17 protein-coding genes and 1 tRNA gene are annotated in these 23,453 nt (G+C 66.1%); 10 read left to right on the forward strand and 8 right to left on the reverse strand.

The window, feature by feature from the left end; translation table 11 throughout:
- Positions 1–42: 42 nt before the first annotated feature.
- Positions 43–1,938: a molecular chaperone HtpG gene (htpG, locus tag EIP75_RS09135; protein ID WP_125242955.1), complete on the reverse strand. Its 1,896-nt coding sequence runs from the start codon at positions 1,936–1,938 to the stop codon at positions 43–45.
- A gap of 161 nt (positions 1,939–2,099) precedes the next feature.
- Here htpG and EIP75_RS09140 point away from each other — a divergent pair.
- Positions 2,100–2,176 (forward strand) — tRNA-Met (locus EIP75_RS09140).
- 312 nt (positions 2,177–2,488) lie between these two features.
- A complete protein-coding gene (locus EIP75_RS09145; RefSeq protein WP_125242956.1) occupies positions 2,489–3,517 on the forward strand; it encodes a Fe(3+) ABC transporter substrate-binding protein in 1,029 nt (342 codons plus the stop codon).
- Between the two features lie 21 nt (positions 3,518–3,538).
- Here the strand turns inward: EIP75_RS09145 and EIP75_RS09150 are convergent, their stop codons facing one another.
- Entirely contained in the window at positions 3,539–5,221 is a 1,683-nt protein-coding gene (locus EIP75_RS09150; RefSeq protein ID WP_125243129.1) for an ABC transporter permease, read from the reverse strand.
- Between the two features lie 51 nt (positions 5,222–5,272).
- Here EIP75_RS09150 and EIP75_RS09155 point away from each other — a divergent pair, with 51 nt between their 5' ends.
- Positions 5,273–6,385: an ABC transporter ATP-binding protein gene (locus tag EIP75_RS09155; protein ID WP_125242957.1), complete on the forward strand. Its 1,113-nt coding sequence runs from the start codon at positions 5,273–5,275 to the stop codon at positions 6,383–6,385.
- Here the strand turns inward: EIP75_RS09155 and EIP75_RS09160 are convergent.
- From EIP75_RS09160 to EIP75_RS09170, 3 genes are all read right to left on the reverse strand, one after another.
- On the reverse strand, positions 6,370–6,978 hold the full coding sequence (locus EIP75_RS09160) for an O-methyltransferase (protein ID WP_125242958.1): 609 nt from the start codon (positions 6,976–6,978) through the stop codon (positions 6,370–6,372). The genes EIP75_RS09155 and EIP75_RS09160 overlap by 16 nt on opposite strands.
- A gap of 88 nt (positions 6,979–7,066) precedes the next feature.
- On the reverse strand, positions 7,067–7,540 hold the full coding sequence (locus tag EIP75_RS09165) for a YbaK/EbsC family protein (RefSeq protein ID WP_125242959.1): 474 nt from the start codon (positions 7,538–7,540) through the stop codon (positions 7,067–7,069).
- Entirely contained in the window at positions 7,537–7,995 is a 459-nt protein-coding gene (locus EIP75_RS09170; RefSeq protein ID WP_125242960.1) for a PACE efflux transporter, read from the reverse strand. Before EIP75_RS09170 ends, EIP75_RS09165 begins: the two co-directional genes overlap by 4 nt.
- A gap of 110 nt (positions 7,996–8,105) precedes the next feature.
- On the opposite strand from EIP75_RS09170, the gene EIP75_RS09175 reads away from it, so the two are divergent.
- The 5 genes from EIP75_RS09175 to EIP75_RS09195 all read left to right on the forward strand — a co-directional run bounded on the left by EIP75_RS09175 (position 8,106) and on the right by EIP75_RS09195 (position 12,822).
- A complete protein-coding gene (locus EIP75_RS09175; RefSeq protein ID WP_125242961.1) occupies positions 8,106–9,005 on the forward strand; it encodes a LysR family transcriptional regulator in 900 nt (299 codons plus the stop codon).
- Between the two features lie 80 nt (positions 9,006–9,085).
- The gene (gene cueR / locus EIP75_RS09180; protein ID WP_508608329.1) at positions 9,086–9,496 is read left to right on the forward strand and encodes a Cu(I)-responsive transcriptional regulator; all 411 of its coding nucleotides are present in this window, start codon (positions 9,086–9,088) and stop codon (positions 9,494–9,496) included.
- A gap of 34 nt (positions 9,497–9,530) precedes the next feature.
- A complete protein-coding gene (locus EIP75_RS09185; protein WP_125242962.1) occupies positions 9,531–9,941 on the forward strand; it encodes a hypothetical protein in 411 nt (136 codons plus the stop codon).
- Between the two features lie 107 nt (positions 9,942–10,048).
- Positions 10,049–11,452 carry a TolC family protein gene (locus EIP75_RS09190; protein ID WP_233584770.1) on the forward strand — a complete coding sequence of 468 codons (1,404 nt, stop codon included), beginning with the start codon at positions 10,049–10,051 and terminating at the stop codon, positions 11,450–11,452.
- A complete protein-coding gene (locus EIP75_RS09195; RefSeq protein WP_125242963.1) occupies positions 11,449–12,822 on the forward strand; it encodes a multicopper oxidase family protein in 1,374 nt (457 codons plus the stop codon). Before EIP75_RS09190 ends, EIP75_RS09195 begins: the two co-directional genes overlap by 4 nt.
- 14 nt (positions 12,823–12,836) lie before the next feature.
- Here EIP75_RS09195 and EIP75_RS09200 read toward each other — a convergent pair whose 3' ends face one another.
- The 3 genes from EIP75_RS09200 to EIP75_RS09210 form a co-directional block, all read right to left on the reverse strand.
- Positions 12,837–13,751 (reverse strand): oxygenase MpaB family protein, encoded by a 915-nt coding sequence (locus EIP75_RS09200; protein WP_125242964.1) that lies wholly within the window; start codon positions 13,749–13,751, stop codon positions 12,837–12,839.
- Positions 13,752–13,830: 79 nt separating this feature from the next.
- Positions 13,831–19,752, reverse strand: a complete 5,922-nt coding sequence (locus tag EIP75_RS09205) for a hemagglutinin repeat-containing protein (protein WP_125242965.1) — start codon at positions 19,750–19,752, stop codon at positions 13,831–13,833.
- 32 nt (positions 19,753–19,784) lie between these two features.
- Positions 19,785–21,563 (reverse strand): ShlB/FhaC/HecB family hemolysin secretion/activation protein, encoded by a 1,779-nt coding sequence (locus EIP75_RS09210; protein ID WP_125242966.1) that lies wholly within the window; start codon positions 21,561–21,563, stop codon positions 19,785–19,787.
- 199 nt (positions 21,564–21,762) lie between these two features.
- Between EIP75_RS09210 and EIP75_RS09215 the strand changes: the two genes are divergently transcribed.
- Together EIP75_RS09215 and EIP75_RS09220 are read left to right on the forward strand one after the other, a co-directional pair.
- Complete coding sequence (locus EIP75_RS09215; RefSeq protein ID WP_125242967.1) at positions 21,763–22,695, forward strand: ABC transporter ATP-binding protein; 933 nt, start codon at positions 21,763–21,765, stop codon at positions 22,693–22,695.
- Positions 22,692–23,453 (forward strand): ABC transporter permease, encoded by a 762-nt coding sequence (locus EIP75_RS09220; protein WP_125242968.1) that lies wholly within the window; start codon positions 22,692–22,694, stop codon positions 23,451–23,453. Before EIP75_RS09215 ends, EIP75_RS09220 begins: the two co-directional genes overlap by 4 nt.

The following is a 23,453-nucleotide window of genomic DNA, read 5'->3' on the forward strand; positions in this document are numbered from 1 at the left end:
TGATGCGGGCCTTCTGCTTTGTGTGCCTTGCGTGCGTGGGGATCAACGCGCCATCAGCAACTCATTGACACGCCGCACATACGCGGCGGGATCATCCAGGTGTCCACCTTCGGCGAGCAGGGCCTGGTCGAAGATGATGTGGGCCAGATCGTCGAAGTGCTCGCTGGTGTCCAGCTTCTTGAGGAGAGCGTGCTCCGGGTTGATCTCCAGCGTGGGCTTGATCACCGGGGCTTCCTGGCCGGCCTGCTTGAGCAGGCGCGCGAGGTGCCCGCTCACGTCGCCTTCTTCAGACACCAGGCAAGCCGGTGAATCGACCAGCCGCGTGGTGACACGCACGTCGCCCGCTTTGTCCTTGAGCGAGGCCTTGATGCGCTCCAGCAAGGGTTTGAAGGTTTCCGCGGCCTCTTCGGCCTTCTTCTTCTCTTCTTCGTCCTGCAGGGCGCCCAGGTCCACAGCCCCCTTGGCCACGCTCTGCACCGGCTTGCCATCGAACTCGTGCAGGTGCGAGAGCAGCCACTCGTCGACGCGGTCGGTCAGCAGCAGCACCTCGATGCCCTTCTTCTTGAAGATCTCGAGCTGCGGGCTGTTCTTCGCCGCGGCCAGCGTGTCGGCGGTGATCACGTAGATCGCCTGCTGGCCTTCCTTCATGCGGGCCACGTAATCGACCAGGCCGACCGTCTGCGCGCCATCGTCGGCCTGCGTGGAGGCAAAGCGCAACAGCTTGGCCAGGCGCTCGCGGTTGGCGAAATCCTCGCCCACGCCTTCCTTGAGCACAGAGCCGAACTCGGTCCAAAAGGCGGCATATTGCTCGCGCTTGGCAGCGTCCTCGTTGTTGGCCAGGTCTTCCAGCATGGACAGCACGCGCTTGGTGCAGCCCTCTCGGATGGCCTTCACATCGCGGCTCTCCTGCAGGATCTCACGGCTCACGTTCAGCGGCAGGTCGGCGCTGTCGACCACGCCCTTGACGAAGCGCAGGTAGCTGGGCAGCAGGGCCTCGGCATCGTCCATGATGAAGATGCGCTTGACGTAGAGCTTGAGGCCGCCGCGCTTGTCGCGGTTCCACAGGTCGTAGGGGGCCTTGGCCGGCACGTACAGCAACTGCGTGTACTCGCTGCGGCCTTCCACACGGTTGTGCGTGTAGGCCAGCGGGGCCTGGCTGTCGAAGCTGATCTGCTTGTAGAACTCTTCGTACTGCTCTTGGGTGATGTCGCTCTTGGAACGGGTCCACAGGGCAGCGGCCTTGTTGACGGTTTCCCACTCATCCTTGACGACCTGCTCCTGCTTCTCGGCGTCCCACTCTTCCTTCTGCATCAGGATGGGCAGGGAGATGTGGTCGGAGTATTTGCCGATGATGCTGCGCAGCTTCCAGGCGGAGAGAAACTCGTCCTCGCCTTCACGCAGGTGCAGCACCACATCGGTGCCGCGGGCGGGTTTGTCGATGGCCTCGACCTCGAAATCGCCGGTGCCTTCGCTGGTCCAGCGCACGCCCTGGGCAGCGCTGTCGCCCGCGCGGCGGGATTCGACGGTGATGCGGTCGGCCACGATGTAGCCGCTGTAGAAGCCCACGCCGAACTGGCCGATGAGTTGGGCGTCCTTCTGCTGATCACCCGACAGGCGGCCCATGAACTCCTTGGTGCCGCTCTTGGCGATCGTACCCAGGTGGTCGATGGCCTCCTGAGCGTTCATGCCGATGCCGTTGTCGCGGATGGTGAGCGTGCGCGCAGCCTTGTCGATCAGGATGCGCACCTCGAGGTTGGGCGCATCTTCGTAGAGGGCGCTGTTGTCCAGGGCCTCGAAGCGCAGCTTGTCGCAGGCGTCAGAGGCGTTGGAGATCAGCTCGCGCAGGAAGATCTCCTTGTTGGAATACAGAGAGTGCGTGACCAGGTGCAGCAGCTGCTTGACCTCGGCCTGGAAGGAATGCGTCTGTTTGTTGTCCATGGCGTTTGCTCTGGGGGCAATCGGTGAAGGGTTGCGAAAGAGGTTGGCGGCGGAGAAGTAGGGCTACGCCACCAGATTTCAAGAGGGCATGACTTGTTGCGCAAAAATTTGCCGGGCGCTTGCCAGCGGCAAAAAACCTGTCATATAATTTGAGGCTCGATGGCGCTTTAGCTCAGTTGGTTAGAGCGATGGAATCATAATCCACAGGTCCGGGGTTCGAGTCCCTGAAGCGCCACCAGAATTTATCCTTGTGCAGCAAGAGCCAAGCACTTGGAGCGAAAGCCACCCTTGCGGTGGCTTTTTGCTTTGTGGCGTCGGGGCCGCATGTCATCTCCATGTAGCCGCCCGGCCCCCTTCAACACTGTTGCGAAGCATCCTCAAGGCGACTCTGAGGTCGAGGACGTTTCACTTGCCTGGGAATTGCCGTGGGCCCGGGCCACCACCTGAACGCAGAATGAACAATTCTCATTTCTCGTGTAATCTCGCGAGTCCTCGTCCAGCCTTGCCACGCAGGGCACGGGCATCACGTCAACGACTCGGGATCGCGCTCATGGTTTCTCCCCTGTTCCGCCTGCCTTCGCTCACCGCACTGGCCATCGCCACGGCCGCCACGCTGGCCCACGCCGACGACCAGGTGGTCAACATCTACTCGGCCCGCCACTACCAGACGGACGAAGCGCTGTACGCCAACTTCACCAAGGCCACCGGCATCAAGGTGAACCGCATCGACGGCAAGGAAGACGAGTTGCTGCAACGCATCCGCACTGAAGGCGCCAAGTCACCAGCCGACATCTTCATCACGGTCGATGCCTCGCGCCTGGAAATCGCCGACCAGGCCGGCGTGTTCGCCCCCCTGCAGTCCAAGGTGCTGGCCCAGCGCATCCCGGCCAACCTGCGCACCCCCAACTGGATCGCGTTCTCGACGCGGGCGCGCATCATCGTCTACAACAAGAGCAGCATCAAGGCCGAATGGGTGCAGACCTACGGTGACCTGGCCCACCCGCGCCTGAAGAACCAGGTCTGTGTGCGATCCGGCTCGCACCCCTACAACCTGTCATTGGGCGGCGCCTTCATCGCCCACCAGGGCGAGGCGCAGGCTGAAGCCTGGGCGCGCGGCCTGGTGCAGAACTTCGCACGCGCCCCCAAGGGCGGCGACACCGATCAGCTCAAGGCCGTGGCCGCGGGCGAATGCGGTGTGGCAGTGTCCAACAGCTACTACCTGGCCCGCCTGATGCGCTCGGACAAGCCGGAGGACCGCAAGGTGGTGGATGCGCTCGGCGTGGTCTGGCCCAACCAGCAGACCTGGGGCACGCACATCAACGTGTCTGGTGCCGGCATCCTCAAGAACGCGCCGAACAAGGCCAACGCCGTCAAGTTCCTCGAGTACCTCAGCGGTGACCAGGCCCAGACCTACTTTGCCGACGGCAACAACGAGTGGCCGGCCGTGCCCAGCGTGAAAGTGACCAACCCGGCACTGCAGCAGTTGGGCGCCTTCAAGTCCGACAAGCTCAACGTGGGCACGCTGGCCAAGAACGCCGCTGCAGCACAGAAGCTGTTTGACCGCGCCGGTTGGCGTTGATCGTCGCGCGCACCGCGCTGCTCAGGGGTCCCCGCCCCCAGGCAGGCGGCTGCGCGTGATCTGCCGGCTCAGCACGATGATGGGCAACAGGCCCACCACCACGATGGTCAGCGCCGCGGTCGAGGCCTCGGCCAGGCGCTCGTCTGAGGCCAGGGTGTAGGCCTGCGTGGCCAGCGTGTCGAAGTTGAAGGGGCGCAACACCAGCGTGGCCGGCAGTTCCTTCATCACGTCGATGAAGACCAGCAGCAGCGCCGTCAGCAGGCTGCCACGCAGCAGCGGCAAATGCACGCGGCACAGCACGGCCCAGGGGCCGAGCCCCAGGCTGCGGGCCGCCTGGTCCATGCTGGGCGTGACCTTGAGCAAGCCTGCATCGACGGCCTGCACGGCCGGCGTCATGAAACGCACCACGCAGGCGTAGACCAGGCCGGCGATGCTGCCCGTGATGAGCAGCCCCCCTTGCCAGCCCAGGTGCTGCTCCAGCCACGTCGTCAGGCCGACATCCACCCGCGTCACCGGTATCAGCACGCCCACCGCGATCACTGTGCCCGGCAGCGCATAGCCCAGCCCACCCAGGCGGTGCGTGATCGGCGAAAGACCCCGCGGGTGCAACCGTGCCGCATAGGCCAGCAACAGCGCCAGCAGCACCGCGACCAGGGCCGTCACGGCGGACACCGTGACACTGTTGAGCGTGAGCCCGACGAAGCGCGGGCCGAACTGCGCATCCCCCTGATCGATGGCCATGTGCAGCAGGATGCTGGCAGGCAGGACAAAGCCCGCCAACACCGGCAGCAGGCAAGCCCCCAGTGCCAACGCCGCACGCCCACCTTGGAGCCGCACCGAGCCCAGGTGGCTGCGGCGCAAGGTGGTGTCGTGGAACCGTGCCCGCCCGCGTGACAGGCGCTCCATCACCAGCACCATCACCACGAAGCCCAGCAGCGCCGAGGCCAGTTGGGCCGCGGCCACGCGATCGCCCAGCGAGAACCATGCGCGGTAGATGCCGGTGGTGAAGGTCTGTACACCGAAGTAGGACACGGCGCCGAAATCGGCCAGGGTCTCCATCAGGGCCAGTGCAACGCCCGCCGCGATGGCCGGTCGGGCCAGCGGCAGAGACACGCGCACGAAGCTGCGCCAGGGGCCAAGCCCCAGTGCGCGACCCACCTCCAGCATGCCGGCAGCACGCTCCAGAAAGGCCGTGCGCGCCAGCATGTACACGTAGGGGTAGAGCACCAGCGCGAACATCACCACCGCCCCGCCCAGCGAACGCACATCAGGGAACCAGTAGTCGGCCCGGGTCCAGCCGAAAGTGTCACGCAGCCATGTCTGCACCGGACCGACGAACTGCAGCAGATCAATGTAGGTGTAGGCCATCACATAGGTCGGCACGGCCAGCGGCAGCACCAACGCCCATTCGAGCGTGGCACGCCAAGGGAAGTCATACCGCGTGACCAGCCAGGCGGCCCCCACGCCCAGGCAGGCCGAACCCAGCCCCACCCCCACGCACATCCACAGCGTGGACCACAGGTAATCGGGCAGCACGGTGCTGGCCAGGTGAGACCAGGTGTCGCTGGTGCCCGGCGCGAACACCTCCGCCACCACCGCCAGCACGGGCACACTCACCAGGATGCCCACCAGCAGGGCGCACAGCACCAGCCAGGGCAAAGGCCTGTGGCGCAAGGCCGCGGGGAGTGACTGGGAAGACTGCATCATGGTCGGTGGCGGGAATTATCATCGTTGCCCGGCATCACACCCCAGGCCATGTCACAAGCTACGCACCGAAGCCCGCCCCCAGCCCCACCCCACGGCCCCGCCTGGCTGGAGGTGCAGGATCTGTCGATGGGCTATGCCGGCAGAACAGTGGTCGAGCGCCTGAGCTTTTCTCTGCCCCGAGGCGTGATTGCCTGCTTGCTGGGTCCATCGGGTTGCGGCAAGACCTCGGTGCTGCGAGCACTGGCCGGCTTCGAGCCCATCATGGCAGGGCGCATCGCGCTTGATGAGCGCCTGCTGAGCGAGCCCGGCAGGCTGGTGCCACCGGAGCAGCGCCGCATCGGCATGGTCTTCCAGGACTACGCGCTGTTCCCGCACCTGACGGTGGCGCGCAATGTCGGCTTCGGTCTGCAGGGCCGGGCCGATGCACAGGCCCGGGTGCACGAGATGCTGGACACCGTGGGGCTCTCCCATGCCGCCCAACGCTATCCGCACGAGCTGTCAGGCGGCCAGCAGCAGCGCGTGGCCCTGGCCCGCGCCCTGGCCCCCCAACCCGAGGTGTTGCTGCTCGACGAGCCCTTCTCCAACCTGGACGTGTCGCTGCGTGAGCGGCTGGCTGGCGAGGTGCGCGACATCCTCAAGGCCACGCAGACCACGGCGGTGATGGTCACGCACGACCAGCATGAAGCGTTCGCGGTGGCCGATGTGGTGGGCGTGCTGGCCGATGGCCGGCTTCAGCAGTGGGACACGGCCTATGCGCTGTACCACCAGCCGGCCAACCGCTTCGTGGCGGATTTCGTCGGGCAAGGCGCCTTCGTGCGCGCCCAGGTGCTGGATGCACACCGCCTGAGGCTGCAGCTCGGCGAGGTGTCAGGTGAAGATGCGGTCTTCACGACAAGCCGCGCCCTTCCCTTCACGCCAGACACCGCCGTCGAGGTGCTGCTGCGTCCGGACGACGTGCAGCACGACGATGCCAGCCCCATCCAGGCCCGGGTGGTGCACAAGGCCTTCAAGGGTGCGGAGTTCCTCTACACGCTGGCCCTGGCCGACGGCACGCAGTTGCTCTCGCTGGTGCCCTCGCATCACGACCACGCCACGGGCGAAGCCATCGGCATCCGCCTTGACATCAGCCATGTGGTGGCGTTCGGTCAATCCACGCCGTAGCGGCTCACCTCGATGCCCGAGCCCACCGGCAGCAACACGCTCGACATGCCCGGCTTGCGCAGCAAGGCACGGCGATAGCGCTGAGCCACCGGGCCGCCCGGCCTGATCATGTTATCCGACACGATGATGGCACCTGCATTGAGCTTGGGATGGAAGCGGTCCAGGCAGGGCTCGTACAGGTCTTTCCACAGATCGACTAGGACAAAATCGAAACGCAGTTCGGTCTTGTCGAGCAGCTGCAGCGCATCACCCACCTGGAAGTCGATGACGGAAGCCAGACCCGCCTGCTGGGCCATCTCGCGCGCATGGCCCGCCTTGTAGTCCTGCAGCTCCATGGTGAGGACGCGGCCGCCCGTCGCCTTCGCGGCCTCGGCCAGCCAGAGGGTGGAGTAGCCGTAAGAGGTACCCAGCTCCAGGATCATCGGCTTGACCAGGCTGCGCACCAGCAGGTTGATCAGGCGCCCCGTGGCAGGGCCCACGGCCAGCAGCAGGCGGTCCAGATCCTTCATGCCCATGCCGGCATCGCGCAGGCGCTGCTCTTCCTCGATCCGGGCATGGTAAATGTCGAGCACGGTCTTGACGGCGGCGTCCATGGGCTTCTCGATGGATGGTGGGTGCGCGTCAGACCTTATCTGATCGTGCTTGCCCCTACCGTGGGCGCGGCCTGATGCAAAGGCTGCGCTAGGCCTCTGCGGGCAACTGCGCCACGTCCACCCAATCGGCCTGCACCAGTTGCGCCAAGCGCTCGGGCGCGATCCGCAGCGCGGAATCAACACTGCCCGCCGCAGGCAGCACCACATCGAAACGGCGTAGCGACACGTCGGCGTAGACCTTCAGCGCCGTGGGCAGGCCGAAAGGGCACACCCCACCCACCGGGTGGCTGGTCCAGTGCACCACTTCTTCGGCATTGAGCATCTTGCCCTTGGCGCCGAACTGCTCCTTGAAGCGGCGGTTGTCCAGCCGGCAGTCACCGCCCATCACCAGCAGAATCACCTCGTCCTTGAGCCACAGCGACAAGGTCTTGGCGATCTGCGCGGGTTCGACGCCGTGTACGCGGGCCGCGTCCAGCACCGTGGCGGTGGGCTCGGCGGTCTGCAGAATCTGGAGGTCGGGCGCGTGCTGCGCCAGGAAGGTCTGAACGGATGGCAGGCTCATGCCCGCATTGTCGCTTCAGGCTGCGCCGCGGGCGTGGGCAGGGCCGAGGCCGGCAGGCCGAACACACGGTCGAACACCAGGTTGAAGCTGAAGGTGTAGACCATGAAGAACAGCATCAGCCCCAGGTCATACACAAAGGCTTCCCACAGGGTGAGGCCCAGCAGGTAGGCAAACAGCGGCACCAGCAGCACCACCAGGCCGGCCTCGAACCCCACCGCGTGCACCAGCCGACGCCGCAGGCTGCGCCCCTTGGTGGTCTGACGGGCCTCCCAGTACTCGAAGCCCGTGTTGTAGATCAGGTTCCACACCAGCGCGATCACGGACGAGCTGACGGCCGCAACACCCGCATAGAAGAACGGCCGCTCCGAGATCAGCGACAGCGCCGTGCTGGTGAGGCCGACGGCGATCAGTTCGAACAGGGTGACGTACACCAGCTTGCGCTTGAGACCTTGCATGTGAACCCAGTGGCCGGATCAAGGCCGGCTGTTGTCAATGCCCGTACTGTATATCTGCCTTTCTGACGATAAAAGTTAGAATATTTCAGAAAAATTGATAGATTGAGCCCATGAAATCCGGCTTCGACAGCGACAACGTGCAGGTCTTCCTGACCGTGCTCGACCAGGGCTCGTTCTCGGCCGCGGCGCGTATGCTGGGTCGTGTCCCATCCGCCGTGAGCATGACCATCGCCCAGTTGGAAGCCGAGCTGGACCTGGAACTGTTCGACCGATCCGGACGCGAGCCTCTGCCCACCGCGGCTGCCAAGGCGCTGGAGCCGGCCGCACGGCAACTGGCTCATCAGCTGCGCATGCTGCAGGGCCAGGCGCTGTCCTTGCACCAGGGGCTGGAGCGGCGCCTGAGCCTGGCCATCGCGCCCGAGCTGCTCGCCGCCGCATGGAAGACGCCACTGGCCACGCTCGCCGAGCAGTTCCCGTCGCTGGAGCTCGAGATCCTGACGGCACCCCAGGCCGATGCCCTGCAGATGCTGCACAGCGGCTGCGTGCAACTGGCCCTGGTGTTCGAGCGATCGGCCATCGACGAGAAGGAAGGCTTTCAGGAGTTCAGCAGCGAAACCCTGACCGCCGTGATCGCGCCCAGCCTGCTGGCCACGCTGGGGCGCAAGCCTCGCCTGCGCCCGGCCGACCTGCTCAGGCTGCGCCAGGTGGTGGTGATGGGCCGCGACGAGGAAGAGGTCGACCCGCGCCTGCTGCTGTCCCGCCAGGTCTGGCGCACCGACAACCCGCAGACCGCGCTGAGCCTGGTGCAGTCGGGCCTGGGGTGGGGCTACCTGCCCCGCTCGCTCACGGCCTCGCACATGGGGCCCAGCTCGCTGGCCGAGATCCGCTTCGCCAACATGTCCAACGAGGTGCGGCTGTGGGCCGACATCGTCTGGATCAAGGAGCGGCCACTCGGCCTGGGCGCCCAGCGCTACATCGAGCTGATGCGCCAGGCGCATCCCCGCCCCTGACAGGACAGGCCCCCGAAAGCAACGGAACGAAACAAGCGCGTTCGCATCGAACAGCGCAACCCTCGTCAAGGACTCCAGCCATGCAAGCGATGAACATCGGTCAGGCCGCCAAGGCCACCGGCGTGTCCGCCAAGATGATCCGCCACTACGAAAGCGTCGGCCTGTTCCCCGAAGCCCGGCGCACCGAGGCCGGCTATCGACAATATGCCGACAAGGAACTCGGCACGCTGCGCTTCATCCGCAGTGCCCGCGACCTGGGGTTCTCGATCGAGCAGATCCGCGCCCTGCTGGGCCTGTGGCAGGACCAGCGCCGCCCCAGCCGCGAGGTCAAGGCACTGGCGCAGGCCCACATCGACCAGTTGGAGGCCAAGCTGCGCGACATGCAGGCCATGAAGGCCACGCTGGAGCACCTGGTGCACTGCTGCCACGGTGATGATCGGCCCGACTGTCCCATCATCGACCGGCTGGCCCACCCCTGCACCAAGGCTTGACCTTGCCCCCGGGGGAAGGTCTACACTGACCCTCGTGAAAATGCTGCGCGTGTGCTTCCTGCTGTTGCTCGTGGTGCTGCTGCCCTGGCGGGGCGCGGTGGCTGCGGCCATGCTGTGCCCGCCCGCCACGGCACCGGTGCACCACGGCCAGCACGTGATGGATCGTGCCCATACGGGCCACGAACCCCACCACGCGCACGATCATCACGGTGACATGAGCGATCCCGCGGCCCATGGGTCGCAGCCCGATCACGCATCCCACGACCCCGCCCAGGACAGCACCTGCAACCTGTGCGCGGCCACCTGCTCTGTCACCACGCTGCCGGTCCACGCCGTCGGCGTGCCCGCACCGCCCGAGGTGGCCAGCACGCGCTTCCCCCCCCTCGCGGCCCCTGTGCCCGATTTCCTGTCCAGCGGGCAGGACCGCCCCCCTCGAAGCATCTGACCCCGTGAGGCCTCCGAGCGAGGCCCAGGGGCCCGTGCGCGCGACGCATGGGCATCTGGCCGACCGCCTGCCCTGCATGGCATCGGCCGCAGAGATGACTTCGAATCATGAACAACGACCACACCAGACGGCGACGGCCCATGCTGGCCTGCGCCGCCGCGGCCGCCTTGCTGGGCGGATGCGCCTCCTTCTCGCCCGATGGCGGCTTCGGCACCGTGTCCGACCTGACACACGAGCGCACGGGCCAGCCCGCCACCTGGCAACGCACACAAGGCGACATCGACCAGGCACAGGCCCGCGTGGCCGCCTTGCTGAACCAGCCCCTGAGCGCCGACAGCATCACTGAAATCGCCCTGCTCAACAACCGCGGCCTGCAAGCGCGCCTGGCCGAGTTGGGTGTCTCAGAAGCCGACCGCGTGCGCGCTGGCCGCCTGGCCAACCCGCGCATCGGCTTCGGCCAGATGCGGGGCGGCGGCAGCACCGAGATCGACCGCTCGGTGATGTTCGACATCCTGGGCCTGCTGACCCTGCCCGTGGCCTCGCCCCTGGCGCAGCGCAGCTTCGAGCGCGCGCAACTGCAAGCCGCCGCCGATGCCGTGGACGTGGCCCACCACGCTCGCCGTGCCTTCTACGAGGCCGTGGCCGCCGAGCAGCTGGCCCATTACCAGGCCCAGGTACAGGAAGCCGCGGACGTGTCCAGCGAGCTGGCGCACCGCATGCAGCAGGCCGGCAACCTGAGCCAGCGCGACCGCTTGCGTGAACAGGCCTTCGCCGCTGAGGCGCGCGCCGCCCTGGTGCAAAGCCGGCAGCAGGCCCTGGCCGCACGTGAACGCCTGGTCCGTGTGATGGGCCTGCCGCAAGCCCCTGCCACCCTGGCCCTGCCCGAGCGGCTGCCAGACCTGCCCGCCGCGCCGCACCGGCCCAAGGACGTGGAGCAAACGGCCCTGGAGCGCCGTCTGGATGTACAGATGGCCAGGCGATCCACCGAGTCCACCGCCCGCTCGCTGGGCCTGACGCGGGCCACGCGCTTCGTCAACGTGCTGGAGCTGGGCTACGCCAACAAGAGCAGCACCGGCCAAGCCCGCGAGAACGGCTACGAGGTCGAGCTGGAGTTGCCCTTGTTCGATTTCGGCAGCACGCGTGCTGCCCGCGCGCAAGCCCTGTACATGCAGTCCCTGCATGAAACGGCCGAGGTGGCCTTGAACGCGCGCTCCGAAGCCCGCGAGGCCTATGCCCAATACAAGGGCAGCTACGACCTGGCCCGCCACTACCGAGACGAGGTGATCCCAGTGCGCCAGCGCCTCTCCCAAGAGAACCTGCTGCGCTACAACGGCATGCTCATCGGCGTGTTCGAGCTGCTGGTCGACGCCCGCGAGCAGATCGCCAGCGTCACCGCCAGCATCACGGCCCTGCGTGACCACTGGCTGGCCGACACGCGCCTGCAGGCCGCACTGGCCACGCCCCTGTCGCCCCCGCCTCAACACCCCAACCCCACAGAAAGCCAGCCATGAGCCAGCGCCGAGACTTCTTCAGAGCCGCCGGCGCCCTGGCCCTGGGCGCCACCGCCGTCAGCCGCGTGGGCGCGGCCTCGCTGCCCGAGGCCGTGGTGCAGACCTCGCCCACCACACAGCCACCTCCGGCGCCACCCAATGGCCGCCCCTTCAACCCCGTTGTCACACTCAACGGCTGGAGCCTGCCTTGGCGCATGAAGGATGGCGTCAAAGAGTTCCATCTGGTGGCCGAGCCCGTGGTGCGTGAGCTCGCACCCGGCATGACGGCCCGCCTGTGGGGCTACAACGGCAGCAGCCCCGGCCCCACCATCGAGGTGGTCGAGGGCGACCGCGTGCGCATCTTCGTGACCAACAAGCTGCCTGAGCACACCACCGCACACTGGCATGGCGTGCAACTGCCCAGCGGCATGGACGGCGTGGGCGGCCTCACGCAGCCCCACATCCCGCCGGGCAAGACCTTTGTCTACGAGTTCACGCTGCAGCGCCCCGGCACGCACATGTACCACCCGCACGCCGACGAGATGGTGCAGATCGCCATGGGCATGATGGGCCTGCTCATCGTGCACCCGAAGGATCCGCGCCAGCACCGGGTGGACCGCGACTTCGCCTTCCTGCTGGGCGCCTACGACATCGAACCGGGAAGCGCCACGCCGCGCGTGAGCGAGATGACCAACTTCAACCTGTGGACCTGGAACAGTCGCGTCTTCCCGGGCATCGACCCGCTGGTGGCGCGCACGGGCGATCGGGTGCGCATCCGCGTGGGCAACCTCACGATGACCAACCACCCCATCCACATGCACGGTCCCAGCTTCGAGGTGACCGGCACGGATGGAGGCTGGGTACCCAAGGCCGCGCGCTGGCCCGAGGTGACGACCGACATCGCCGTGGGCCAGATGCGTGCCATCGAGTTCGATGCCATCGCCGGGGACTGGTCCATCCACTGCCACAAGTCGCACCACACCATGAACGCCATGGGCCACCAGGTGCCCAACCTGATCGGCACGGACATGCGCGGCCTGGGCCAGCGCATCGGCCGGCTGATCCCGGGCTACATGGTGATGGGCGACACGGGCATGGCCGGCATGTCGGAAATGGACATGGAACTGCCGGAGAACACCCTGCCCATGATGATGGGCCAGGGCCCTTTCGGGCCTCTGGAGATGGGCGGCATGTTCAGCGTGGTCAAGGTGCGCGACGGCATCAAGCCGGGCGACTACAGGGATCCGGGCTGGTACCGGCACCCCGAGGGCACCGTGGCGCATGAGTACACGGGTGAGCAGCCGACGGTCAACAGGGCTGCGCCGACATCCAGCCCTTCAGAGGCGACGATGTCCGTGCGCAAGCCTGGCGGGCATCACCACGAACATTGAGCCCACGCCTGGGTTCACCAGGGCCGGTACAGGTGATCGGCCGGCAACCCCAGGCGGTGGCAGGCCTGCACGGCCGGGCTGTCGCGCAGCAGCAGGCGATCGGCCACGCGGCCGCCCAGCTTCAGCACAGCGCGCTGCCAGGGCCGCAGCCGCCACTCGTCGCCCAGCCCCAGGCGCTCGCGCACCCACGGCGGCACCAGCTCGACCGCAGCCTTGACCAGCAGACGTTGCCCATAGCGGCCGATGCGCGGCAGGATGGGCGCGCGCTGCATGATCTCCAGGAACTCGAAGACGATGGGCGAGGCCTCCAGCCGGGGAGCCATCGTCTCGAAGATGGCCTGCATGTCGGCCAGCGAGGTTGGCGCGCCCACGGCGCCATACAGGCGCGATGACTCGCGGCTCTCTGAGTAGAGGCGGTCACGCATCGCGTCGTCCAGCGGATGCACGTAGGCGCTGTAGGCCTCCATGAAACCGAACGAGGCCGTGGCCTGCACCCAGTCCAGCAGCACGGGATCATCGGCGCGGTAAGGCGTGCCATCTGGCGTGGTGCCCTTGACCTGCGCATGCAGGCGGCCCACTCGCGCGATCATGTTCTCGGACAGTTCACGCGGCCCGTACACCGTCATCATGGCCGCCAGGCCCGTGCTCTGCAGCCGGGCCACCGGCGCACGGCGAAAGCTGGTGTGCTCCCACACCCCGGTGCGCACGCTGGGCTCGGCCAGCTCCAGAATCACGGCTGCGATGCCGCCCACGGCCAGCGCCAGCGGGTTCTTGAAGATGCGCCACGACAGCGAGTCGGGCGGCAGCAAGGCAGGCGCCCCCACCGGTGCGCTGAAATCGACCGGCGGGCGTCCCGGCGGCTGGATGAAGCCGCGGGCAAAACGTTCGACCGGGCGCTGCAATGGCGCCGGCAGGATCAATGCCTTCATGCGGCCATGTTAGGCGAGCCAAAAGAAAAGGGGCCCAAGGCCCCTTTCCTGTCCCTGCCAGTGGCCGGGGCTTGAATGCTCAAGGCTTGACCGCAGCACCCGACTGGATCTTGACGCCCTGGCTGCTCGAAGACGACGAGCCTTCAGCACCGAGGGAGACCCCACCGCTGCCCTTGCTCTTGCCATCGCCCGAGGACGCGCCACCGCCGATGCTGGCATCGACACCGTAAGACGACGAACTGCTCTTGGCATCCACCGCCTTGACCTGGCCACCCGCCGTGACGGAGGCCGTGCCGCTGCTCTGCACCTGCGTGCCTTCAAGCGTGGTGTTGCCACCCGACTTGATGGTCACGCCACCGTTGCCGGCCTGGATGGTGCTGGCCTTGGCCGTGTCGCTCGATGCGCCGCTGGCCGACAGGCCCAGCGAACCCGCGCCCTCGCTCTCGCGGCTGCTGCCCGAGCCCGAAGTGCCTGCCGACACGCTGGCCGACACGCCCACGGAGGACTCCGACGAGGTGTCGCGCGCCGCATTGAATGTGGCATTGCCGCCCGCGTCCACCGTGGCCGAGTCCTTGGCCGACATGTTCGTGCCCTCGAAGGTGGCATCGCCCTTGGTCTTGATGTTGATCGAGCCACCGGCGTTGATGCCGCCCGCGTTCGACGTGGTCGACGAGGCCTTGGATTTCTCGGCATCCAGTTCGGCCGAACCGTTGACGCCAGCCGTGCCCAGGATGCCCACCTTCACCTCGGCCGAGCCGCTCAGGCTGCTCGACGAACTGGTGGTGGTGTCCTTGGCCGCCTGGTAATCCAGCGAACCGGCCGAGATGTTGACATCCTTGCCTGCTTCGAACTGCGTGCCGATCAGCGTGGTCTTGTCGGTCGAGGTCGAATCGATCGAGCCGCCCGCCTTGTAGCGCGAGGTCACGGTCGAGGTCGACGATTCGGATTCCGAAGATGTGGAGCCCGAGTACGAGGCCTTCAAGCCCACCGAGGCATCCGCACCGGCGTTGCCAGTGCTGCTGTCGGCACCGGCGCCTGCCCCCGCGTAGACACCGACGCGGGCGTCGTTGCTGGAGCTGTTGCTGGTGGAGTAGCTGGAGTTCTCGGCCGCCACTTCCTTGATCGTGGTGGCGCTCTGCTTGATGTTGCCGGCCGCCTCGATCTGCGTGCCCTGGTCGGTGATGGTGCCCTGGGCTTCTCGGGTGATGTTGCCACCCGACTTGAAGCTGGAGGTCTGCTGTGTCACCGATCCCGAGCTCGAGCTCTCGGACTGGTCGGCATAGCGCAGGCCGGCGCTCGCTTCTGCACTGGCGCTGGCCGAAGCCGTGCCATTGGAGCTGGCTGCCGCATCGGCGCTGGCGTTGCCACCCAGGTAGACACCGGCGGTGCGGGTGGTGCTGGAGCTGGAGCTCTTCTCGATGTCCTGCGCGGCCATCGAGCTGATGTCCTTGGCCTTGATGCTCATGTCGCCGCCCGACTCCACATTCGCACCGACGAACTTGGCCTGTTCGGTGGCGTTGAGGTTCATGTTGCCGCCGCTCTTGAGCGACGAGGCGGTGTTCTTGAGCGAGTAGTCGCTGGACTCGGCCGACTGCGTCTGCACGCCGATGGTCGTCGTGCTGTCGGCACTGGCGCTGGCACTGGCGGACGCGCTTGCACCGGTCTGCTTGGCCTTGGCACCGGCTTCGGCACTGTTGTCGGAGTAGATGCCGATCGAGGTGGACTCGGTCTGCGAGTTCGACCATGTCTCGTTGCGGCCCGCCAGCACGTCGATGTTCTTGGCATCGACATTCAGGTTGCCACCGGCCTCCACGTTGGAGCCCTGCACGGTGACCGTGCCTTCGGACTTCATGTTGAGGTTGCCGCCCACGCTCAGGTTCGAGGCCACGCTGGTGTTGCTGCCCGATTGCGTCGTGGTGGTGGTGGTTTCCGCCAGCTTCAGGCTGCCGTTGGCACTGGCCGAAGCGCCCGCTTCGGCCGAGCGGCCGCTGCCGTTCTGCGCCTTGGCGTTGGCTTCGGCGGCCGTCTCGCCGCCCACCTTCATGAAGGTGGTGGTCACGGTCTTCGTGCTTTCACGGTGCTCGTCCAGGCCGTCGAGCACCTGGATGCCCTTGGTCGCGTCGATGTCGGCGTTGCCCGAGACCTTCACGTCCGAGCCCTGGATGGTGACGGTGTCGGCCGACTTGATGTTGGCGTTGCCGCCCACGTTCAGGGTCGAGCCCTTGTTGGTGCCGTCGAAGACATCCTTGGTGGTGGTGCTCGTGCCGGCCAGGCCACCGCCCACGCCCAGTCCGCTCGTCTTGCTCTCGGTCTGGGTGAAGGCCTTGTCCTGGCGCGCGATCACGTTCAGGCTGCCACCGGTTTCTGCGTCGAGGTTGCCGCCCACGTTGGCATTGCTGCCCGCGATCGTGGTGTCGCCACCCGACTTGATCTTCAGGTTGCCGCCTGTGTTCAGGTTCGAGCCGATGTTGGTCTCGGTGCCTGTCGTGGTGCGGGTGCTCGACGAGCTCAGGAAGCCGCCGCTCTCGGTGAAGCTGGTGCTGGTCGTCTTGTCGACGATGGTGTCGACCGTGATGTTGCCGCCCGCGCTCAGCGATGCATCGCCCTTGGCCGTGACGTCCGCACCGATCACCTCGATGTTCTTGGCAGCGTCCAGGTTCAGGTTGCCGGTGGACTGGATGCCTGCCGTCTTGCCGATGGCGGTGTTGTAGGTGGTGTCGTCACCCGAGCCGATGGCGAGGGTCTCGTTGCGGATGCTGCCGCCGGTCGAAGTCAGGTTGACGTCGCCGCCCTTGATCGTGCCGCTGGTGTTGGTGATGTCACCCGTCGTCTTCACGGTCAGCGTGCCGGTGCCCGCGATGGTGCCGCCCGTGTTCTTCAGGCCTTCACCCGCGATGGTCACGTTCTGGCCGCCGATCACCGCCCCGGTGTCGATCGCAGCCACGGTGGTGGCCGCCAGGTAGACCTTGGGCGACAGCACCTTCTGGCCGTTCACCACGACTTCTTCCATCCAGACGATGTCTTCGGTCAGGCCAGCCAGTTGGGCAGCCGTCGGCGTCTTGCCGAACTCCATGCCCAGCTTCTGGCCCTGGGTGTAGGCCTGGTCCATCAGGCGCTTCATCTGGTCGGCTTCGTTGTTGTAGCCGGCGATCACGTTGCTGCCCGTCTTCTCGATCAGCTGCTGGCGGATCAGGTAGGCCTCGTAGTTGGCATCACCCAGGCGTGTCTGCACCGTGTCGGGGTTGAAGCCGAAGCGCTGGGCCATGTAGTCGGAGCCGACGAAGTCCGAACCCACCGCGAAGATCGGGTTGGTCTCGACCAGGAACTTGGCTGCCGGATCCTTGCTGGGCACGTAGTAGCCGTTGGGGTTGCTCGGCAGCGTCACGCTGGTGCCGGGGTTCTTGGTGGTGACGGCAGGGTTCTGCAGCGTCGCCTGACGCACCCGGGTCTTGTCGTCGGGCCAGGGCGAGCCCTCGTTCACCAGCGTGCCGCCCGTGAAGGTCAGGTTGGTGGCGAAGATGCCCGCGCCGCTGCGGCCGATGACGGTGGCGTCTTTCAGCTTGCCGCCCTGGACCGCCTTCTGGCGGGCTTCCGCATCACTGTAAGTCCGTGTCCAGGCCGGCGCGCCAGCGTGGTTCGGGTTCCAGTCGCCCAGGTCGTAGTCATCGTCGTCCGGGTCCATGGCGAAGCTGTCGTCGCGGGTAGCGCTGGTGCGCGCCCAGGAGCCGTAGTCATCGGAGCCGATCTTCTCGTCGACGATCTCGACCCAGCGCAGCACCTTCTGCACGTTGTACAAGGCCAGTTCTTCGTTGGTGAACGTGCCCGTGCCCTTGATCTCCACGGTCGGTGCGGAGATCACACCCACGCGGTTCAGGCCGCTGGGGCCGTAGTCGATGGTCAGCTTGCTGCTCGCACCATTGGCGATGATCTGCGCCTTCTGCAGCGCTTGCAGCTCGGACAGTGTCAGCCCCACCAGCTCTTCGTCGTAGTTGAAGTTCTCGTCGTGCAACCAGGCGTTCATGCCGGCATCGAACGAGCCTTCATTGGCGATCTTGTCCACGCTGATCGTGGAGCCGTAGTTGACCGATCCGTCCTTCTTGGTCAGGGTGCCGCCGTTCCAGACCGTCTCGTTGACGAACGAGCTGGTCGCCTTGATGAGCATGTCGCCCACGCTGACGATGGCACCGTTGTTGACAAAGTTCGCACTGTTGGTGGTCAGGGTGCCACTGCTGTCGATCGTGCCGGTGCTGTAGTTGCGCAGGGTGCCACCGGCGCCGGTCACCTTCAGCAGCATGGCTTCACCGGCGTACAGCGCACCACGGTTGCGCAGGTTGCCAGACGCGGTCAGCGTCAAGGCCTTCAACGACGACAGACCTGCCGTGGCCGTGTTTTCGATCGTGGTGGCGCTGACCGTCAGGTCATCCGCCGCATGGATCACATTGCTGTTGGTCAGCGTGGTGCCAGCCTGGATCTCGCCCTTGGCAGACCCCAGCAGCTTGCCCGCGTGGGTGATGGCACCCACGGCGCTCAGTTGGTAATCGCCGGTGCTGCGGACCTCGGTCGTGGCGTCGGTGGTGATGCTGCTCGCTGAATCCAGCTCGAGCGTGCCGGTGCTCTGCACGCTGGTTCCGTTCAGAGCCAGCGCGCCGCCCGTGGTGGTGAGCGACAGCGACTTGCCTGTGGCCTGCGCGTCGGCACCGCTGTAGAGCTTGCCCTGGTTGACGGTCAGGCTGGCCGCGGTCACAGCCAGATCGTCACCAGCACCCCAGGTGCTGCCGGCGATCTGGGTGCTGCCCGTGGTGCTGATGGTGGCGTCACGGCCGGCATAGCGTTGCTTGCCGGTGGCGGTGTGGTCGATCAGGCTGGCGGCCGTCAAGGTCAGGTCGCGGCCGGCGCTGAAGGTCGACTCGTCCAGGGCCACCGTGCCCAGGCTGGCCAGCAGGACCAGGTCACGCTTGCTGCTCAACTGCGTCTCCGTGCCCTCGATGCTGATCGCGGTGGCCCCAACGGTGCTGGCCAGTTTCAGATCGCGCTCGGCGCTGATGCGGGTGCTGATCTCGATCTTGCCTGCGGCGCTGACCACGAAGTCATCGGCCGTGGCAGCCACCTCGCCCAGCATGCGCACGCCTACCCCGGCCTCCGTCGCCACGATGGTGATGCGGTTGGCGTACATGCCGCCCAGCACGGTGGAGTCGAAGGCAAAGGATGGTGCGGCATCGCTGCCCGCGACGGGCACGGCGTTGCGCGTGGCCCAGGTGAAGTCGTTGGCACCCGTGGTGATGCCCACGTCGGCCCCCACCAGGCGGCCATCGACCTTGATGCTGCGCGCCACCAGGTCCAACAGGCGGGTGCTGCTGGCATCGATGCCGGCGCCATCGATCAGGATGTCACCCTGTGTGACGCGGAACCCGTCGAGCGTGCCGCCCGAACCGATCTGCGGCAGGCCGGTGGTCAGCAGGGCACGGTCGGTGTTGATGAAGCCACAACCCGAGCAGGTGATGCCGTAGGGGTTGGCCACCACCACATCGGCCTTGCCACCCAGCACTTCGGTGAAGCCCTGCAGCATGCTTCGGCTGTTGCCCACCACCTCGTTGAGGATCACGCGGGCCTCGGACCTCAGGTTGAGGTTGGCCGCCACCTGGCCGGCCAGTTGCGACTGGCGCGCCATCTGGTCGCTGTTGCCATTGTTCAGCACCACGCCAGTCTTCTCGACGTTGTAGTTGAGGAACTTGTTGTGCGACAGGCCCGCCTGGTTGGCGGTCTCGATGTTCACGACCTGCACGCCATTGGAGGCACGGAAAACTTCGGTCTTGCCACTGGCCACGGTGATCTGGGCGTGCGCCGTGGGCACGGCCAGGCCCATCACGGCGCCAACCGTTGCCCCTGCGACGACGGCACGGCGGGCTCGGCCGCTGCCTTGACCGCGGGACGAGGCGGTCTCCGAGGCAACCACGAAACGGCCTTGGGCCTTGTTCCAGACATGACGAAAACTGCGGTTCATAAGAAAGGTCCTGCTCGGGAAATTCGGGGGTATCAGAAGGCCAGGGAGACCACGGCGCGCACGGAGGTGCCATCGGCACGGAGGTTGTCCGGGCGGTGCAGCGGCTTCATCACGAAGGTGTCCAGCGTGGCCGGGCCCCAGCGCAGCTGCAGGCCCAGGGCGCCACCGCCCAGGCAGGCGTCGTCACCTCGGTAGCCGTTGACATCGGGGTCCTGGCGGGCATAGACGCAGCCGCCGTCAAGCGCGGCGTAGGGACGCCACGAGCCCACGGTGCCGCGGTATTCGAACGGCGAGCGCACGCCGATCTCGTTGCGCCACACCCAACCGCGGTCATTGGCCAGGGTGTCCTTGTCGAAACCCCGCACCGTGTAGATGCCGCCCACCAGCATCTGCTCGGAGCCGTACATCACATCGTTGGCGTACTGGCCGTTCCATTGCGTGGAGACATCCACTGTGCGCGTGCCCACGGGGAAGTAGCGTGCCCATGAGGCCGACGCACGCACCTTGGTGAACTGCGCCTGAGGCGCCCAATCCGGCGCGTTGCTGGGGTCCTTCAATGAACCGAACCAGCGCTTGCCATCGGACAGGCCCACCGAGGTCTGCATGATGCCGTCCAGCAGGGGGCGGCGCAGCGCCAGGTCGATGTCGAGCACGGTCAGGGTGCGGCTGCTGACTTCCAGATACTGGCTGGCCAGGTAGTTCTTGGAACTCTTGCGGGTCAAAGTGCCGGACAGCGTGACGAGGTTGTCGCGGTCGCGGTAAAGCGTGTGGTCGCCACGTGCATAGAACACCGTGGAATCGCCTTCGGAGGGCAAAGACACGCCACCCGGCGTGACCAGCGTGCTGAAGTAGCTCGACTTGCTGGCACCCACCGTGAACAGCGTGGCACCGAAGGGGATCGAATACGTCAGGCTGTTCGATTGCGAATCGCGGCGCTTGTCGTGCCGATCCAGGGTACGGCGATCGGTGACGCTGATGAAGTCGTTGAAGCCGAACAGGTTGTCATACGAGGCGCTCAGCCCGGCCTGGTTGCGGCCGGTCGATTCGGAGCCGAAGTTGTCCACCGACACGCTCACGCGCCAGGCCTTCACGGGGTTGTTGCGCACCACCAGGATGCTCTCGCCCGGCTGCTCGCCCGGCTCGATCGACATCGTCGCGTTGTTGGAAGCCAGGCGGTTGATCTGGTCCAGGCCCTGCTCGATGTCGCGCAGGTTCAAGGGTTTGCCTTCAATGCCAGGGAACACATTGCCCGGAGAGATGCTCTTCTTGCCACCATCCTCGATGCGCAGCTGTTTGAGCACGCCTTCGACCACCGTCAGCTCCAGCCGGCCGGTGCTCAGATCCTGGGCGCCCAGGTAGACACGTGCGGTGATGCGGCCTTGCGAGACATAGTGCGCGGTCAGGTCGCCCATCAGGCGCTCGATGTCGTTGGCGCTCAGGCAGCGCCCCACATAGGGTTTGATCAAGGCATCACGGGTGCCGCTCAACAGGGCTGTGGCGCCTTTGAGCGAAATTTCACGGATGTCGCGGCAAGGGCCTTCCGGCCGCTGGGCGGGACGCTTGACGGGGCCCGGGTCCAGGCTGGTGGGTGGCTGTGCGCGTTCGCGCTGCTGTTCCAGCTCGCGCAACTGGCGTTGTTGCTCCTCCTGCTGGATGCGCTCGATCCGTTGCAGATCAGCGGCCGACTGCGCATGGGCGATGGGCGCCTGCATGACCAGCAAGGCGGCAGCCAACGCGGTGAGAGAAAGGGGGGAGGTGAAGACGGAGGAGACGCGATGCGCAGAGGACAGCGCAGAGACAGAACGTGTCATGGATCGTGACCGAAAACCTGAGGGTGACTAAGAAGGATCACGCGCCCGCTGAGCCAATGCAGCTGACGCTCCGAGGCTTATCGGCAGCGATTGGCACTTTTTTAACTTTTGTAACGTCTTTCAGTTGTCCAGTAGTTCGCAAATTCGGCCATCTTTCCGTTCAAGCGAAGGTTGACGGCTTGGGCTATCGTTGCGCCCCATGAGCGCGATCATCTCCATCTCCCAGTTGTCCAAGTCCTACGCCTCGGGGTTCCAGGCTCTCAAGAACGTGAGCCTGGACATCCGGCGCGGCGAGATCCTCGCCCTGCTGGGGCCCAACGGCGCCGGCAAGACCACGCTGATCAGCACCGTCTGCGGCATCGTCAGTCCCACCAGCGGACAGGTCACGGTGGATGGCCACGACATCCTCAAGGACTACCGCGCCGCCCGCGCCCTGATCGGCCTGGTGCCGCAGGAGCTCACCACCGACGCCTTCGAGACCGTGTGGGCCACGGTGTCCTTCAGCCGGGGCCTGTTCGGCAAGCCCGCCAACGCGGCCTACATCGAGAAGGTGTTGCGCGACCTGTCGCTGTGGGACAAGAAGGACAACAAGATCATGACCCTGTCCGGCGGCATGAAGCGGCGGGTGCTGATCGCCAAGGCGCTGTCGCACGAGCCACGCATCCTGTTCCTGGACGAACCCACCGCCGGCGTGGACGTGGAATTGCGACGCGACATGTGGCGTCTGGTGCGCTCGCTGCGCGAGTCGGGCGTCACCATCATCCTGACCACGCACTACATCGAGGAGGCCGAAGAGATGGCCGACCGCATCGGTGTGATCAACAAGGGCGAACTGGTGCTGGTGGAAGACAAGGCCGTGCTGATGCACAAGCTGGGGCGCAAGCAGCTGACGGTGCAGCTCGCCGAACCCCTGGCCACACTGCCACAGGCCTTGAGCGGCTTCGAGCTGAGCCTGGCGGCCAGCGGCCAGCAACTGGTCTACACCTACGACACCCAGGCCGACAACACCGGCATCGCGCCCCTGCTGCGCGCGCTGGAGAACGCCGGTATCGGCGTCAAGGACCTGAGCACCACGCAAAGCTCGCTGGAGGACATTTTCGTGAACCTGGTCCATTCGAAGGAGGCCGCATGAACCTGCATGCCGTGCTCGCCATCTACAACTTCGAGATGGCCCGTACCTGGCGCACCCTGATGCAGAGCATCTTCGCGCCCGTGATCTCCACCGCCCTCTACTTCGTGGTGTTCGGCTCGGCCATCGGCTCACGCATGCAGTCCATCGACGGCATCAGCTACGGCGCCTTCATCGTGCCCGGCCTGGTGATGCTGTCGCTGCTGACGCAGAGCATCTCCAACGCATCCTTCGGCATCTATTTCCCGCGCTTCACGGGCACGATCTACGAGCTGTTGTCGGCCCCCATCTCGACGATGGAGATCGTGCTGGCCTATGTGGGGGCGGCGGCCACCAAATCGCTGATCCTGGCGGCGATCATCCTGGCCACGGCAGGCTTCTTCGTGCCGCTGCGCATCGAGCACCCGGTGTGGATGATCCTGTTCCTGGTGCTCACGGCCGTCACCTTCAGCCTGCTGGGCTTCATCATCGGCATCTGGGCCGACGGCTTCGAGAAGCTGCAGGTGATCCCCCTGCTGATCATCACCCCGCTGACCTTCCTGGGAGGCAGCTTCTATTCCATCCACATGCTGCCGCCCTTCTGGCAGGCCGTGTCCATGGCCAACCCGGTGGTCTACCTGATCAGCGGTTTCAGGTGGAGCTTCTACGGCGTGGCCGACGTGGGCGTGGGCATCAGCCTGGGCATGACGCTGGCCTTCATGGCGCTGTCGCTGGGCATCATCGCCTGGATCTTCAAGACGGGCTACCGGATCAAGAACTGA

This window comes from Aquabacterium soli, assembly GCF_003933735.1.
Taxonomy (GTDB): Bacteria; Pseudomonadota; Gammaproteobacteria; order Burkholderiales; family Burkholderiaceae_C; genus Aquabacterium; species Aquabacterium soli.

Bases quoted from the DNA above. Each gene is read 5' to 3' on its own strand.
- htpG (WP_125242955.1), bottom strand. From the start codon at position 1,938: ATGGACAACAAACAGACGCATTCCTTCCAGGCCGAGGTCAAGCAGCTG.
- EIP75_RS09145 (WP_125242956.1), top strand. From the start codon at position 2,489: ATGGTTTCTCCCCTGTTCCGCCTGCCTTCGCTCACCGCACTGGCCATC.
- EIP75_RS09150 (WP_125243129.1), bottom strand. From the start codon at position 5,221: ATGCAGTCTTCCCAGTCACTCCCCGCGGCCTTGCGCCACAGGCCTTTG.
- EIP75_RS09155 (WP_125242957.1), top strand. From the start codon at position 5,273: ATGTCACAAGCTACGCACCGAAGCCCGCCCCCAGCCCCACCCCACGGC.
- EIP75_RS09160 (WP_125242958.1), bottom strand. From the start codon at position 6,978: ATGGACGCCGCCGTCAAGACCGTGCTCGACATTTACCATGCCCGGATC.
- EIP75_RS09165 (WP_125242959.1), bottom strand. From the start codon at position 7,540: ATGAGCCTGCCATCCGTTCAGACCTTCCTGGCGCAGCACGCGCCCGAC.
- EIP75_RS09170 (WP_125242960.1), bottom strand. From the start codon at position 7,995: ATGCAAGGTCTCAAGCGCAAGCTGGTGTACGTCACCCTGTTCGAACTG.
- EIP75_RS09175 (WP_125242961.1), top strand. From the start codon at position 8,106: ATGAAATCCGGCTTCGACAGCGACAACGTGCAGGTCTTCCTGACCGTG.
- cueR (WP_508608329.1), top strand. From the start codon at position 9,086: ATGCAAGCGATGAACATCGGTCAGGCCGCCAAGGCCACCGGCGTGTCC.
- EIP75_RS09190 (WP_233584770.1), top strand. From the start codon at position 10,049: ATGAACAACGACCACACCAGACGGCGACGGCCCATGCTGGCCTGCGCC.
- EIP75_RS09195 (WP_125242963.1), top strand. From the start codon at position 11,449: ATGAGCCAGCGCCGAGACTTCTTCAGAGCCGCCGGCGCCCTGGCCCTG.
- EIP75_RS09200 (WP_125242964.1), bottom strand. From the start codon at position 13,751: ATGAAGGCATTGATCCTGCCGGCGCCATTGCAGCGCCCGGTCGAACGT.
- EIP75_RS09205 (WP_125242965.1), bottom strand. From the start codon at position 19,752: ATGAACCGCAGTTTTCGTCATGTCTGGAACAAGGCCCAAGGCCGTTTC.
- EIP75_RS09210 (WP_125242966.1), bottom strand. From the start codon at position 21,563: ATGACACGTTCTGTCTCTGCGCTGTCCTCTGCGCATCGCGTCTCCTCC.
- EIP75_RS09215 (WP_125242967.1), top strand. From the start codon at position 21,763: ATGAGCGCGATCATCTCCATCTCCCAGTTGTCCAAGTCCTACGCCTCG.
- EIP75_RS09220 (WP_125242968.1), top strand. From the start codon at position 22,692: ATGAACCTGCATGCCGTGCTCGCCATCTACAACTTCGAGATGGCCCGT.